General features: G+C 46.4%; 13 protein-coding genes. 4 read left to right on the forward strand and 9 right to left on the reverse strand.

The window, feature by feature from the left end; genetic code table 11:
- The first annotated feature begins 1 nt into the window (after position 1).
- Positions 2 to 385 (forward strand): DUF779 domain-containing protein, encoded by a 384-nt coding sequence (locus tag ACQCV8_RS03720; RefSeq protein WP_426843193.1) that lies wholly within the window; start codon positions 2 to 4, stop codon positions 383 to 385.
- 1,038 nt (positions 386 to 1,423) lie between these two features.
- On the opposite strand, the gene ACQCV8_RS03725 is transcribed toward ACQCV8_RS03720, so the two are convergent.
- Together ACQCV8_RS03725 and ACQCV8_RS03730 are read right to left on the reverse strand one after the other, a co-directional pair.
- Positions 1,424 to 2,038 (reverse strand): PH domain-containing protein, encoded by a 615-nt coding sequence (locus ACQCV8_RS03725; RefSeq protein WP_426843194.1) that lies wholly within the window; start codon positions 2,036 to 2,038, stop codon positions 1,424 to 1,426.
- A gap of 105 nt (positions 2,039 to 2,143) precedes the next feature.
- Positions 2,144 to 3,265, reverse strand: coding sequence for a class I SAM-dependent methyltransferase (locus tag ACQCV8_RS03730; RefSeq protein WP_426843195.1), 1,122 nt, complete (start codon positions 3,263 to 3,265; stop codon positions 2,144 to 2,146).
- Between the two features lie 99 nt (positions 3,266 to 3,364).
- Here ACQCV8_RS03730 and ACQCV8_RS03735 point away from each other — a divergent pair, with 99 nt between their 5' ends.
- Both ACQCV8_RS03735 and ACQCV8_RS03740 read left to right on the forward strand, forming a co-directional pair.
- Positions 3,365 to 5,257, forward strand: a complete 1,893-nt coding sequence (locus ACQCV8_RS03735) for an OPT family oligopeptide transporter (protein WP_426843196.1) — start codon at positions 3,365 to 3,367, stop codon at positions 5,255 to 5,257.
- Positions 5,250 to 5,600 carry a PqqD family protein gene (locus ACQCV8_RS03740; protein WP_426843197.1) on the forward strand — a complete coding sequence of 117 codons (351 nt, stop codon included), beginning with the start codon at positions 5,250 to 5,252 and terminating at the stop codon, positions 5,598 to 5,600. Before ACQCV8_RS03735 ends, ACQCV8_RS03740 begins: the two co-directional genes overlap by 8 nt.
- A gap of 346 nt (positions 5,601 to 5,946) precedes the next feature.
- On the opposite strand, the gene ACQCV8_RS03745 is transcribed toward ACQCV8_RS03740, so the two are convergent.
- From ACQCV8_RS03745 to ACQCV8_RS03770, 6 genes are all read right to left on the reverse strand, one after another.
- Positions 5,947 to 6,192, reverse strand: a complete 246-nt coding sequence (locus ACQCV8_RS03745; protein WP_426843198.1) for a hypothetical protein — start codon at positions 6,190 to 6,192, stop codon at positions 5,947 to 5,949.
- Between the two features lie 50 nt (positions 6,193 to 6,242).
- Positions 6,243 to 6,956 carry an ABC transporter ATP-binding protein gene (locus tag ACQCV8_RS03750; protein ID WP_426843199.1) on the reverse strand — a complete coding sequence of 238 codons (714 nt, stop codon included), beginning with the start codon at positions 6,954 to 6,956 and terminating at the stop codon, positions 6,243 to 6,245.
- Complete coding sequence (locus ACQCV8_RS03755) at positions 6,956 to 8,116, reverse strand: ABC transporter permease (protein WP_426843200.1); 1,161 nt, start codon at positions 8,114 to 8,116, stop codon at positions 6,956 to 6,958. Before ACQCV8_RS03755 ends, ACQCV8_RS03750 begins: the two co-directional genes overlap by 1 nt.
- Positions 8,113 to 9,288 carry an ABC transporter permease gene (locus ACQCV8_RS03760; RefSeq protein ID WP_426843201.1) on the reverse strand — a complete coding sequence of 392 codons (1,176 nt, stop codon included), beginning with the start codon at positions 9,286 to 9,288 and terminating at the stop codon, positions 8,113 to 8,115. The genes ACQCV8_RS03755 and ACQCV8_RS03760 overlap by 4 nt, the downstream gene beginning before the upstream one ends.
- 40 nt (positions 9,289 to 9,328) lie before the next feature.
- Positions 9,329 to 11,008 (reverse strand): hypothetical protein, encoded by a 1,680-nt coding sequence (locus tag ACQCV8_RS03765; protein WP_426843202.1) that lies wholly within the window; start codon positions 11,006 to 11,008, stop codon positions 9,329 to 9,331.
- 359 nt (positions 11,009 to 11,367) lie between these two features.
- Positions 11,368 to 12,555, reverse strand: coding sequence for a class I SAM-dependent rRNA methyltransferase (locus tag ACQCV8_RS03770; protein WP_426843203.1), 1,188 nt, complete (start codon positions 12,553 to 12,555; stop codon positions 11,368 to 11,370).
- Positions 12,556 to 12,688: 133 nt separating this feature from the next.
- On the opposite strand from ACQCV8_RS03770, the gene ACQCV8_RS03775 reads away from it, so the two are divergent.
- On the forward strand, positions 12,689 to 13,726 hold the full coding sequence (locus ACQCV8_RS03775) for an oxidoreductase (RefSeq protein WP_426843204.1): 1,038 nt from the start codon (positions 12,689 to 12,691) through the stop codon (positions 13,724 to 13,726).
- A 147-nt stretch (positions 13,727 to 13,873) separates the two neighbouring features.
- On the opposite strand, the gene ACQCV8_RS03780 is transcribed toward ACQCV8_RS03775, so the two are convergent.
- Positions 13,874 to 14,449: a hypothetical protein gene (locus ACQCV8_RS03780; protein ID WP_426843205.1), complete on the reverse strand. Its 576-nt coding sequence runs from the start codon at positions 14,447 to 14,449 to the stop codon at positions 13,874 to 13,876.
- Positions 14,450 to 14,460: the final 11 nt, after the last annotated feature.

Genomic DNA, 14,460 nt, shown 5'->3' on the forward strand with positions numbered 1-14,460 from the left:
AATGGCCGAACGCGTAACCGCGACAGAATCCGCCTTAGCTTTAATCGAGACACTTCAAACCAGGCACGGACCCATTCTATTCCATCAATCAGGAGGCTGCTGCGATGGAAGCTCTCCCATGTGCTATCCGGAAGGGGATCTTCTGATCGGCAGCCAGGACCTCCTTCTTGGACAAATAGTCGGATCACCCTTCTATATTCATAAAAAGCAATATGAGTATTGGAAGCATACACAGCTCATCATTGACGTAACGGATGGGCGCGGCGGAATGTTCTCCCTGGAAGGCGCGGAGGGAGTAAGATTTTTAAGCCGCTCCCGCCCGTTTACATCCGAGGAGATTCATGAACTCGAGGCAGAAACGGAAGCGGGGAGAAGACAGCAATAGCTGGAAGCTTCTGACCGCTGGTGCTTGGAGATTTCGTCTTGTTTCCGATGCAAGACCCTCCGAGCGGTGTTGGGCGGGCATTGCCTTGCTCCCGTATACCGGCGGGCGATGCTTGCCTCCGAATGGGGTTTGATGGAGATTGCCTTGCTCCCGTATACCGGCGGGCGATGCTTGCCTCCGAATGGGGTTTGATGGAGATTGCCTTGCTTCTGTATGCTGGCAGGCGATGCTTGCCTCCGAATAGGGTTTGATGGAGATTGCCTTGCTTCTGTATGATGGCGGGCGATGCTTGCCTCCGAATGGGGTTTGATGGAGGTTGCCTTGCTTCCGTATACCGGCGGGCGATGCTTGCCTACGAATGGGGTTTGATGGAGATTGCCTTGCTTCTGTATGCTGGCAGGCGATGCTTGCCTCCGAATGGGGTTTGATGGAGGTTGCCTTGCTTCTGTATGATGGCGGGCGATGCTTGCCTCCGAATGGGGTTTGATGGAGGTTGCCTTGCTTCTGTATGCTGGCAGGCGATGCTTGCCTCCGAATAGGGTTTGATGGAGGTTGCCTTGCTTCTGTATGCTGGCAGGCGATGCTTGCCTCCGACCCCCGCTCTGCTAAAGCATTAAACCTCTGGCACCATTTCGCAAGAGCTTTGCGGCACAAGGGCTTACAAGGTCTCATCTCTGTCCCTGAATAGGCTGAAAAACGGGGTCGGAGGCTGCCTCCGACCCCAATTATGTCTGCTGATTCCCCTCTGTCCCCATAGCATCAGAACCGTTGGGGGAGAAGGAAGAAGCGATGTCTGCCTCTGTCCCTCGATCCTTTACCGTGACGGGGGACGGAGGCACTCGTCCTGTACATCCTGTAAAACCGGCGAACCGAACTAAAAACACAGGAGAAACGGCCGCCAGCACTATAAAATCACCGTTGTCCATAAGACGAATGGGACTGGCCTTGTGTCAGTCCTTTTTTTCCTTAGGTTAAGGGGGTTTTACAACACTCCCTTCAAAAAAACCGGCTCCCATCCATGGGAGCAGGCCGCTGTCATCAATTGTTGATATATTTTTCAAAAACATATCCAAAGTCTTTAATGCTGTACTGCTTTTTCGTATCCATCAGCCAGCTGAAGGCGGTTTGATTCACTTTCTTAAATTCTTCTGAAAGACTGCCCTCGGTGCTTCTCATGTTTCCAAGGGTAGCGGAAGCCATTTGCAGACTTTGCTTCGCATATTCAAGGGCTTGGTGGCTTTCTTTATTGATCTCAGCAATTTTAATGAGAGCTTTATATAAATCCTTAAGCTCTTCCAGATGTTTTTTATGTACATCAATAGAGTACGCAGTATCCCCCATTTTAAACTTAATTTCGACATCGAGGTCTACCGTTCCCGCTGTTTCGAGAAAGACCTCGCTTATCTTATTTGAACGGTACTCCATACGGCGCAGCGTTCGCTTCTTGCTGGCTGCACTTGCCCCGTCCAGATGGACGAGTGCACGGTTTGTAAAGCAATACTCATCCGCTTTTGATTTAATCAGAAAAAAGATGCGTTCATTTTCCTCATGGAGGATATAATCATCAGCGTCTACTTTGTCGTAATCGGCGGGCTTAATGACACTCCCGATATCACTTAAGCCAAGCATATCGGAGGCTACTTTTCCAAACATATTCATCTTCCTTTCTTATGCAAAACTTCCCTTTCCAGTTTACCATATTCTTCTGTTCTCTCATCCTGCGGATCGTTAGACAATTGGATATTTATCCTTAAGGAATTATCTCGGCCGCGCCACAATGCCGTTATGCACTTTGATAAACCCGTGCCTCAGGATATCAAACCCTCCCTCATATACATACAGGCCCATCTGTCTAATATCCATAAGCTCCCGGTACGTATGATTCATTACATCTGCCATAATCGTATAAAAGAGCTTTGACTTTATCTGGCATCTCGAAGTGGTCATAATCACGTATCCGCCGGGCTTTAAAAATTTCCTGTGCCAATCCATCGCTTCCTGCTTGAGATCATCCGGAAAATGCTCAAGCAATCCCACACTTAATACAATGTCGAATTCCTTTCCAAATTCCAGGTTTCGAATGTCCTTAACTACATAGGTGATGTTCATCTGGTCTTTATACCAAACCTTTACGTTTCCAGTGGCGGGATTTGTTCCGAGAAACGGATACGTATCGGGGAAATGGCCAAAACGGTCTGTTTTACAAAATTCATCGTAATCCGCCATGACCACCTCTCCCCCCGGATACATGGCATACAGCTGCATGGCTTCGTATCCTTCCGCCGCTCCGAGAAAGAGGATTCTTGGCCTGACTAAATCCAGCCCTTCAAACAGCGCCCTTTTGCCCCGGGGATCCCAGATTCCGTCTTCAATCCGGTGAGCATAATTCCAAAGTGAAAGACGGATGGTTTCCCCGAGTGCACCTCTTACATCTTTCAGCTGAAAACGGGCAAGATGATGCCATAGCTGTTTCTTGCTCGCGTTCAGTTCTCCTGGCACATCCTTCACAAACCATTCATGAAAAGAGCGGTTAAAGTATTCCCATGAGGTTTTCACAGACATTTCCCCGTGTGCTTCTTCGTAAGTCCGCTTTGATTTGGAAATCGTCTTTACTTCATAGGGCCGTCCTGCTTCTTTCCACGTCAGGCTGGACCAGTCTGAGACAGTTCCAGCGTTATAAAAGCGGTTTTTTTCTTCATTTTTCACCTTCCGTATATCGGCACGCCAGCTTGGAAAAAGCTCCGTTTTTCCAGCATCTTCTTCTGTGTAGCGAAATGCATTTTGAGTTTGGTAAACCAATGTCATCCTTCTCCCCTCAGAATAGGATTCTGCAGCTGAAACCCAGTTTGTAATGTAAGCGATTTCTATAAATACTTCCACGTCATTCTTTTTATCCCTGCATGAAGGGGGTTTTCTTAGAAGAGAAAAAGTGGTATGATTATAAATGTTTTTTTACTATAACTATAGGTGGCGAGTAAATTGTCAGATGATTCAAAACAACGTGATAAGTTTGTTCCTTATATTCCTTCGTCTAAATCACTGCCAGAGCTCACCGTAACCGCAATTGCACTGGGAATTATCCTTGCCATTGTATTCGGTGCAGCGAATGCGTACCTTGGTCTCCGCATCGGTTTGACGGTATCCGCGTCCATTCCGGCTGCTGTTATTTCGATGGCAATTTTGCGAGGTTTATTTAGAAGGAATTCGATTTTGGAAAACAATATTGTTCAAACGATGACCACAGCCGGGGAAGCAGTCGGAGCTGGAGCTGTATTTACACTTCCTGCATTGTTCCTCTGGGATGTGAATGTCAGCCAGGGGCTGATTATATTCGTCGTTCTTACCGGGGGTTTCCTTGGTGTATTTATGATGGTTCCTCTTCGTCAGCTTTTAATCGTTAAAGAGCATGAGATCTTGCCTTATCCGGAAGGCACGGCTTGTGCAGAGGTATTGAAATCCGGAGAAAAAGGCGGAAACAGTGCCAAACTGATCGGAATCGGTCTATTAATCGGGGGAGGGTTCAAAGCTCTCGGTGATGGATTTAAATTATTTAAAACAGAAGTAGAAACAGGGATCTCGAATTTTAAAAATGCCGTTGTCGGGATTGATACCCTTCCAGCGCTTCTTGGTGTCGGCTACATTATCGGCCCCAGAGTTGCAGGTCAAATGCTTGGCGGAGGACTTCTGGCCTGGATCGTTCTTATCCCGGCTATCGGATTCTTCGGAAGCGGTTCTGCGGCTGCAGTATTTCCGGCTGAGGCTCCAATCAGCGAGCTTGATGTCTGGGGCATCTGGGAAGGCTACATCCGCTACATTGGCGCCGGAGCGGTTGCGGTTGCCGGGCTGATTACCCTGGCTAAATCGCTTCCTACCCTTTTCAGCTCGGCATTTGCTACGTTTAGAGGTGTACGTGATAACAAAGGAGCTATGAAGGCAGCCCCTATCCGTACTGAGCAGGATATTCCAATGAAATATGTGCTTCTTGGGATTCTTGCGATTGTTTTGATTATTGCTTTTGTTCCGGTTACAGACATCGGAATTATCGGTGCTCTTGCCATTGCAATCTTCGGATTTTTATTCGTATCCGTCGCGTCACGCATTGTCGGGGTTGTAGGAAGCTCATCCTCTCCTGTATCAGGAATGACAATTGCTACCCTCTTAATCGTTACGGTCGTTTATAAAGCAACAGGCTTCTCAGGAATGGACGGAATGGTGGCCGCCCTTCTTGTAGCAGCGATTGTGTGTACAGCGCTGGCTGTAGCCGGCGACATTTCACAGGATTTGAAGACAGGCTACATTGTTGGAGGGACTCCTTGGAAACAGCAAGTCGCCATGATGATCGGGGTTGTTGCTTCCGGCTCTCTTGTCGGCTTCATCCTGATTCTTATGGATAATGCTTATACAATGGGATCTGCGGAGCTTCCTGCTCCAAAAGCAGCTCTGATGAAAATTCTTGCAGAAGGTGTTCTCGGCGGAGATCTCCCTTGGGACTTGATCTTTATCGGAGCAGCGATTGCTGTGACGCTTGAATTCTTTGGTTTAAACTCTCTTGTTGTAGCTGTAGGTATCTACCTGCCAGTTCATATCAGTACTCCGATTATGATCGGCGGATTTGTCCGCTACTTCGTTGAAGTTTTCTCTAAGACGAAGGAAGCAATTAAAGAACGGACAGACCGAGGAACACTCTTTGCATCCGGTCTGATTGCAGGTGAGGCTCTGATCGGCGTAGTCATTGCGGTTCTCCTTTACTTTGAAGTGAACATTCCGGAAAACGCGTTATTCCCAAGCAATCTTCTGCCATTTATCTTATTTATGCTCCTGGCCGTATTGCTCTGGTTTATCTCGTTCAAAGGAAGCAAAAAAGGTGTTTAAACGCAAAAAAGAGAGGAACCTGCTTGAGCTGGTTCCTCTTCTTGCAGACCATGTTTCGTTTGAAAGAAAAGAAAATGGAAAAGGAATTCTTCTTGTACAGCGGACAAACGCCGTCGAACGATTCTCCGTCCGCTTTCTGAAACAGCCGGCCGTCCGCACCATCCAAATGGACGAGTACGGTACGTTTATCCTTTCCGAAATGGGAGAGGAAGCAACGGTGGATGATCTCGCCAGCCGGATGAGCGCCCATTTTGGAGAGAATGCAGAACCGGTTCTCCCAAGACTTACAAAATTCCTGCAAATTCTAGAATCACAGGAATGGCTGAATTGGAAAAATGAATAGAGTATAAGGAAAAATCCTCCCTCAGCGGGAGGATTTTTTTGTGAAACGAAGAGTGAGTGTACAACAAGGATCACTTTTTACGTATACGACAATGATTTGACCGGTTTTTTTCGATCAATCGGCTTATATAGGCGTTACGACTGTTTTTTATAGTGCTTACAGCCGCTTTTATTGTAATTCGGGCCGCTTTAACTTTGTATGCGATAGCTTTATTGTCCGTATTATTGCTTTTATTGTCCGTATTATCATTTTTTTGTCCGTACTATTGCTTTTATTGTCCGTACTATCGTTTTTATTGTCCGTATTCCTAATATAAAGACTTTTCGACAACAATTGACATTCTGTGTTACTCATTTCTAGTAACCAGAAGCATATGCCAAATCCCCGATCCCCGATCCATACGGTTCGAAAGGGGTTTACCGTTCACTGCAGTCCCTTGGTATGAAACCATTCCGCACTTCGGTAAATCGAGGCGCACGTTCTCACTTTCACTGCCGACTAAAGCTCCACCACCTGCTCCGCCGTTCCTTATGTAAAACGGGCTTGCAGTGAGCTGCTCCTGTTCTCTGCTCCGATACAGCAGCAAATCCATGATACTGGTGCTGTATTCCGTAAAACCAGCCAGCCAGGATCATAATCCTCTCATGTATTCAGCAGACGGTATATCCATTCATCACCAGAACCATCGTCCGAGAATTCTTCTTCAGCTGACTTGGCATTTCCTATAAAGGAGAAGGTTCCGCTGCTTAATACCCCGATCCGGTCAAAGAGGGTCATGATCTCGTTTAAGTCATGGGTCGTATATACAATGGTCTTCCCTCTATCTGCCAGCGTCTTAACGAGCCGGTTGATTTCAAGCTTTGATTGGAGATCGATTCCAACTGTCGGTTCATCCATCAGCAGAACATCCGGATCGTGGATGAGGGCGGCAGCAATATTGAGCTTTCTTTTCATGCCGCCGGAGAGCTTCCTTACTTTCTCGTTCCAGTGTCCTTCCAGCTGGACCTCCTCACAGAGCTTTTTCAGCTGCTCTGTGGAGGCCTTTGCACCGGAGAGCCTGCTGAAGGCAATCATATTCTCTTTGACGGTATGCTGCTCCCACAGAGCGATATCCTGCGGGATGTAGCCAATAGCTTGCCGGACCTTCCTCTTTTTCTTCCAGCTGTCCATGCCGTTAATATACGCTGTCCCGGAATCAGGAGCAGCAATGGTTGCCAGAATGGAAAGCAGGGTAGACTTCCCGGCTCCATTTCGGCCCAGAAGACCGAACACCTCGCCCTTTGGGATGCTGAGGGCAATCTCTTTGAGCGGCTGTTTTTTGCCATAGGATTTTGAAACATTTTGGATATCAATCATCACGATGCACTCCTTAGTCTGGAGATGGAAAGGAAGGCTAACAGACTGCTGAGTGCAGCATAGGCACCCATCTTCAGCCAGGCTAAGCCGCTGCTGATCTCCCAGTTATAGAGAGGGGCTTGAGGCATCCAGGCTTCCAGCTGCTCAAGCTGCCCTATGATTTCACCTGCCGGAATAATCCGCCCGCCGGCCAGACACAGGATGAATATCCAAACGGATCCGGTTGCGTAGTAGATCCCCGGATAGGCGGAGAGAGAAGCGGCAAACAGACTGATGCACATGGCAAGTGTAATGAACCCCGCCATCGGAATCAGGATATGTGCCGGCATGCCGGGAGCAAGCGTGCGCATGATTAGCCAGCTGATTCCCGCCTGGAGGAAGTGCAGTACCCAAAAGGAGCTGAGTGTGTTCACTACATACCCGTTCAGACCGGCTGGAAGCGTCTGTATTCTTTTGTACAGCACGTCCTTTTCTTTTACTACCCAATCAGTGGTGAACATACATAAGACCAGGGTAAGAACTGTCCAAACCTGCAAGGGAGACTGCAGCAATCCTGAGGGAGATTCCGCAGAGCTTTCTTCTTTTCCTCCTGCAGCTTCATAGCGGATGGTCATTAGCGGCTTGGGCTCCCATTGCTCATCTGCCCTCTCATAGGCTTTTTCACCGACATTTTCCGGGAACAGATAGTCTCCCGCGTATTTATCTGCAATCTTTTCGGCCCGTTCCGCTGCTTTAGCGTTAGAGGTAAACCGGATTACTTCGCTCGAAGCTATTTCCCTGACCACACCTGAGGCGACCGACAGAGGAGACACGCGCATTTCAATGATTCCTTCCCGGTCGCCTTCCATAATAGACTCCTTAAAGCCCTCTTTTATAATAAATACGGTATCCGCTTCTTCCCTCAGCAGCATCGTTTTGGCAGATTCCTCTGAAGCTGGAATAATAGAGAGCCGTTCCTGTTTTTTGAGCCTCTCTATTAGCGTTTTGGAGAAATCCGACTGATCAAGATCTGCGATGGCTACCGGGATTTTAACCTCTTTTGCTGTTCTTTCCCCCAGATAAGCCCATCCAGCCAGCGCAGCTGCAGGCAGAAGAAGCACGATCAATAATAAAATAGGCTGTTTAAGCCGCTGTGTTAGTGCAAACCGCATCATTTTCATGCACCTTCTCTCTTTTGACTTATCGCTGCACCTGCACACATGAGGACAAGCAGGGCAATGAGAAGAGCAGAAAGTCTGCCAAGGTCCGCCTGCTCCCCTGCAATGATGGAAAACGCCGCATCAAGCACGTGAGTATTGAGGATCCACGCCTGCCACGCTTCCAGCCAGGAGGGAAGGTAAAAGGCAGGAATAAAATGGCCTCCCATAACGCTTCCGGCTGAAATAAGGAGGGCTGAGACCACCTGGAAAAGGCGGTCACTTCGCAGCAAAGCGGACAAGGAAGCAAATAGCGCCGTGAAAAGTGCGAGGAGGAGAATCATTCCTCCAGCTGTCTTCGCGATCTCTTCCCCGCCCCATATGTCCGCTTCTTTAAAGGCGTACAGTCCGCCTGCAAGAAGAGGCAGGAGGAATACAACAGCTGCTGCCCATTCTGCAAGATGGATTTTCCACCCGTCCATCCGGTAAAGAAGCAGCCTTGTTCTTATACCAGGGGTGAGCTGGCCTCTCATAAAGAGAAGGATTTGATAGGCCCACACCATTAAAAGCAGCACAAAAATCGAAACACCGTAATAATGAAACACGTTCTGCAGGAACAAGCTGTTCTCTTCTGTCATTTCAAACACTTCATTCCTGCCAAGGGCATGAAGGGAAAAGGTCAGCAGATCTCTTTTGTATTCGGTTTTCCGGTCTTCAGGTGAGAGGCCAGCTTCAGACATTACATCATAGACGGTATTGATGCCGCTCTGCGCCGCTGAAGTATAGTCTGCTGCGCTCTCCATTACCTGCCTGAATAGATAGGCCTGAAGAGGCTTCTTTTCATTGCCTGTTACCGTAAGCGGAACATTTTCTCCGGACAGGATGGTCTGGCTGAAATCCTTGGGGAGGATCACCATGCCCGCAATTTTATTTTCTTTCAGAAGAGTTCTTGCCCGTTTTTCATCTGTAATAACCGGTTTAACAATGGCTGTAATTTCTTCACTATCCGTAAGCTGTTTGATTACATACTCGGTCTGAAACGTGCGGTCCTGATCCACGATGGCTGCCTGAAATGGCTCAAGGCGTTCCCTGTCCGTGAACGCCTTCGCCGCAATAAAAGCCATTCCGCCCATAAGGATGAGCGGAATAGCGAATAAGAGAATAAGAGTTTTCCATTTTTTTAAGACGCTTTTCAAAGTGAAAACCATCAAATAGATGAAAGGCCTCATTCCAATATTAAATTACCCCAAGCTGCAGTAAAATGTCCTGCAGTTTAGCGCCGGCTTTCATTTGAATATCAGACATTTGCTCAGGAGTAATGTTGTTAACGTTCACTTCATCGCCTGTGTTTACTTTTGGAATATCTGCTTTTTCTTTTAATTTTGTTTTCGTATCGATTTTCAGGGATATAGTGCCTTGAGCCATGTCGTCACCGCCGCTGAGTTCAATTTCAAACAGCTGGTTATTATACTTGTCTTTCACGCTTACATCCTGGTTTTGGACAATGGTTCCCTCAACAGCTACCGGGCTGCCTGTGGATTCGCCTTCCGTTCCAAGAGAAAAATCACGGGTGATCTTCTGCTTGGCAGGATTTTCGCCTTCAAATTCTGATTTCATCGTAAAGCTGACGGCCTCTTCAGCATCTTCCATTTTGCTGATGAGTTCTGCTTTCAAGTCTTCTGTGCGGCTCTTATCTTTCCGCGCAATTTTATTCGTCACAAGAATTTCTGCTGCTTCGGAGCCGTCTCCAGGGATGATTTCCACTTTAAACTCTTGATCCTGCTTGTTTCCATTGTCATATGAAAAATCCATTGTGTGGATGGCAATGGTATCGGCTTCATCCGATGACCCGGCAGATATTTTCATTTCACGGTCAATGACCAGCTGGTCTTTAACCATTAATACAGAAGTAACACCTTCAGGAATTTTCGCATCCTTAAATCCTGTTTTTGCCTCCTTAAGGCCCTCTTTAATATCGTCTTTCACGGTTTCAGGATTCAGCATATCCATTTGGCTTGCTCCTGAATTCGCAACCTTCACCGCACGCTTGGCAATAATGTCCTGCAGCTTTTCATCCTGGATCAATTGATCCAGTACATTGTTTATGAAAGTTTTTGTCTCTTTTTCATTCATCTTCATTGTCAGCTGTGTGACATTGATTTTTTCTCCGTTATGTTCATAGGAAACGTTGTCTTTTTTCGTAAAAAACTCATCCTTCAGTTCCTTGTTCAAGAAATCCGCATATGTATCCTGCACATGCTTTTCTTCTTCCTCTGTGAGCTCTAGATCCTCGATCGTCAATGGCTCAAAGCTGAGTTTTTCCGGACCGTCGTACATTGGATCAAGCTGCCGCATAAATTGTCCATACTCATCTGCATTCAGATAAAAGTATTTATCGTAGATATCCGGAACCCTCGCAGCCACCATTTTAGGAGACTGGTAGACTTCCATATCCAGCAGGCTTTCTCCGCCAACCTCAATGCCCGCTTCCGTGAAGCTCGTATTATTCTTTGGATCCTGCTCTGTCACGGCTGTAACCGCTGCTTCGTTCAAAAGGTCCATAAACATTTCAAAATCCGGAGGGACCACTCCATCTGTTTCTAAGCCCATAGAAACTTTTGTATTAGTGCTGGATGCCTGTTCTGCTATTTTTTCCTGAAACTCCGTCAGCTCTCCATTTTGCTCTTCAAAATCTTCCGCCGCTTTTTGAAACGTTTTGATTTCAGAAAGCAGATACTGCTGCTTCGGTGATAAATTTCCAAACAGCGCATATGCTGCGGTTCCTCCAATAACTAAGAATGCAACAATTCCTGCTATGACCCATTTCAGCGGAAATTTTCCCGGCTGTCTTACCGGAGCTGTTTCCACTGCAGCCGCGGATTCTGATCTTGAATTACGCTGATCCATATCGCTCATTTTCTTAAAAACCTCCTGAATTATGTATGCTCTTGCCAGATAATGGCGGACACTCCAACTATCATAAATAAACAAAATTTCTATTTCTATACATTCGACAATCTTTGCAAACTTTTAATCTAAAAGCCGCACGACTATCTATGCAGATCGATCTGCAGCAGAGGTCCATTTATCCTATACCCTTTTATGGGAAAATAAAACAAATATAGCCTTCTTTTTACAAAATCTTAGTTCACGCATTTAATAATGATTCAAAGTGCTTCAGGATGCTCTAACCCAGCCCGCCGGCAAAAAAAATAAACGAAAAAAACCGGGAGAGCTCTCCGCCATCCCGGACTTCAGCCGCTTTACCTGCGGCGTTATTTTAATACGTTTATAAAATGGACCTTTAAATAGCTGCCCTGTTTAAAAGCGGGGGCGGTTCGGAAATCCTCCGGCAGCTTAAAGCTCTCCAATATGCGGTATTTCACTTTTTCTTCTTTAAATGCCTGGTCAATAAACCCTTTGAACTTTTCATCGCTGACGCTGCTTGCGTTAGTAGAGGCCGCAATCACTCCGCCGCTAGCAGTGAGATGGATGGTCTCTCTTAATAAATCTTTATAATCCTTTGCTGCACTGAAAATATGCTTTTTCGATTTAGCGAAGCTGGGAGGGTCAAGAATGACCAAATCGAACGTTTTCTCTTTTCTGGCTGCGTATTTAAAATATTTGAAAACATCCTCTACGATGATTTCCTGTGCTTCATGGTCGATTCCATTTATACTGAATTGTTCAATGGTTTTCGGCAGGCTCCGGTTGGCTACATCCACACTGACAGTCTTTGCAGCGCCACCAAGCGCCGCAAAGACAGAAAAGGCTCCTGTATAGGAGAACATGTTTAATACGGTTTTCCCATTCGAATAGCGGTCTCTTATTGCCTGACGGACCTCCCGCTGATCAAGAAAGACGCCGACCATCGCTCCCTCATTCAAATACACAGCAAATTGAACGCCGTTTTCTTTCACAAGCAGAGGATACGGGGCTTGTTCTCCCCAGACGAAATCATCTTCTTCAATGTATTGGCCTTTTTCATTGAACCGCTTTTTTTGATAAATGCCTTTTGGGCCTGCAGCATGCTGCAGTGCGGTCATTATCTCGTTCCTGAACGTATAAATTCCCTTGCTGTACCAGTTGATCAGGCAGTAGCCCTCAAAATAATCGATCGTTACTCCGCCGATTCCATCCCCCTCGCCGTTAAACAGGCGAAATGCCGTTGTTTCTTCACTATTAAACAGTGAACTGCGGTAATCTGCTGCCTCTTGCACTTTTTTATTAAAAAAGAGCTGGTCGATCTGCTCATCCTTCCTGCGGCTTAAAATCCAGCCAATTCCCTTGTTTTGGATGGCGTAATACCCCGTTCCCAGATAACCGCCCTTTTGGTCCGAAATTGTAAAAAGTTCGCCTTCCTCTTTAAGGTTTCCCGAGTTTTCAATCATATCTTTTTCCACAAGAGGATAGTTTTTCTGAAACAGTTTTACAGATGCCGGTTTTGCCTGAAGCTTTTGCATGAACCATCACTCCGAGTCTTTTAAGTCTTCTTCTCTAATAGCAAAGTATATCATATTATCCCTCCAGCCTTCTTTCTGCTAAACTGTATTTGAAAACGTTTTACTACATAGAGACGCATGGAGGTCTATCGAATTGACGCTTAAAATGGGGTTTATCGGATTTGGGAAAAGTACGACGATTTTTCATTTGCCATATGTACTGATCCGGGACAGGTATGAAGTAAAAAAAATCTACAGCCGCAGTCAAAAGCCGGAAATGGAACAGCCATACAGAGATCAAAACATTGAATTTGTTTACAAGCTTGAAGAGCTTTTACACGATAACGAAATTTCCTTAATTACCATCTGCACATCAGATGACACACACTTTGACTATGCAAAAAAATGCCTGGAGCATGGGAAGCACGTCCTCGTTGAAAAGCCATTCTGCTATACGGGCGAGGAAGCAAAAGAGCTTCTGGACCTAGCAGCGAACAAAAACCTGATCATTATGCCGTACCAGAACAGAAGATTTGATTCCGACTTTCTTGCCCTTCAGCAAGCTATCAGCAGCCGGAAACTGGGCAGGGTAACGGAAATTGAATCCCACTTCGATTATTATCGTCCGGAAGCCCCCGATTCAAACAGCAGCAGCCGTTACGGTGGCGCGGTATATGGACTCGGTGTTCATTTAATCGATCAGGCTGTATCTCTTTTCGGAACACCGAAAAAGGTTTACTATGATATCCGTTCCGTCCGGAATCCAAATAATTCGGATGATTACTTTCATATAGAGCTTTTCTACGGGGAATTGAAGTATATTGTCAAAATGAGTCATCTTGTTAAACAGCCCTATCCTAAGTTTATCGCACATGGATCTGGGGGCAGTTTTATTAAATACGGAATCGATCGGCAGGAGGAAGACCTATTCTCCGGGAAGTCCCCGCTTGAAGAAGGGTTTGGATTGGATCCAGCCCGTTCGTTCGGACGAATTGCCTGGGTCAATGCCGGTGAAGAAAAAGAGGAAACTCTACTAACTCCAAAAGGAGACTACGGGACCATTTACGATTTGCTCTATGAAGCTGTGGTGAATGGGGCGCCTAAGCCCGTAACAGACGAAGAAATATTGACTGTCATTGAGATTCTTGAGCGCGGTGTCAATGGGGAAAGTCCAAAAGTATTAAGCTACTAAACCAAAATCATTCATTTCCTGGGCAATATAGACCAGCTGTTCAGGCTGTATGTGAATCCCGGGTTTGGGTACCCCTCCCGCTTTGACGATTCCAAGGCTGGTTACCAGGAGACAGTAGAAAGGAGCTGACCATATAGCGTCAGCTCCTTATTTATTCATACTTGAGAGAAAATCTCCTAAAAGATCGTCTTCCCTATCATTCTCTTCGTTTTCTGATTCTAATTCTCTGACCTGGGTTTGCATTTGGTCAAAACTAAAGCCCTCCAAGTCATCATCAGAGCCTATATCCGGTACTGGGACCTCCTCCATGGGATTTTCCAATGTGGCAGAGGCGGAAGAAGCGGCCTGTTCTTCAAACAGAATCAACTCATCCGGATCCATCGTATGGCTGTTTAAAGAAGCAAGCAAGGCTGTCGCTCTGACCGGATTGGCAAGCAGCTGGTGAATCATGCTGCCAAGCAACGCTTCAGAATGTTCATGCTTCAGCCAATTTCTTTGTTCCTTTGTGAGCTGGCGGGGGAGAGGGATCGTCAGCGTCTGTTTTTCTTTTGACAAAGACTCTCCTACTCCTTTCAGCACAAATTCGCCAATTCTGCTTGAGAAGTTTCTTTTTTCCGTTTCTTTAAGCTTTGAGAGCTGCTTTAACAGGTGATCGGGAGTATCAGAGGGGACCCTGAACGTGATCGCCTGGCCCCGCTCTATACGTTTATCCGACGGTTTCATCTAGTCATCAC

Origin of the sequence: Metabacillus sp. 84 (assembly GCF_050107715.1) — a bacterium.
GTDB lineage: Bacteria > Bacillota > Bacilli > Bacillales > Bacillaceae > Metabacillus_B.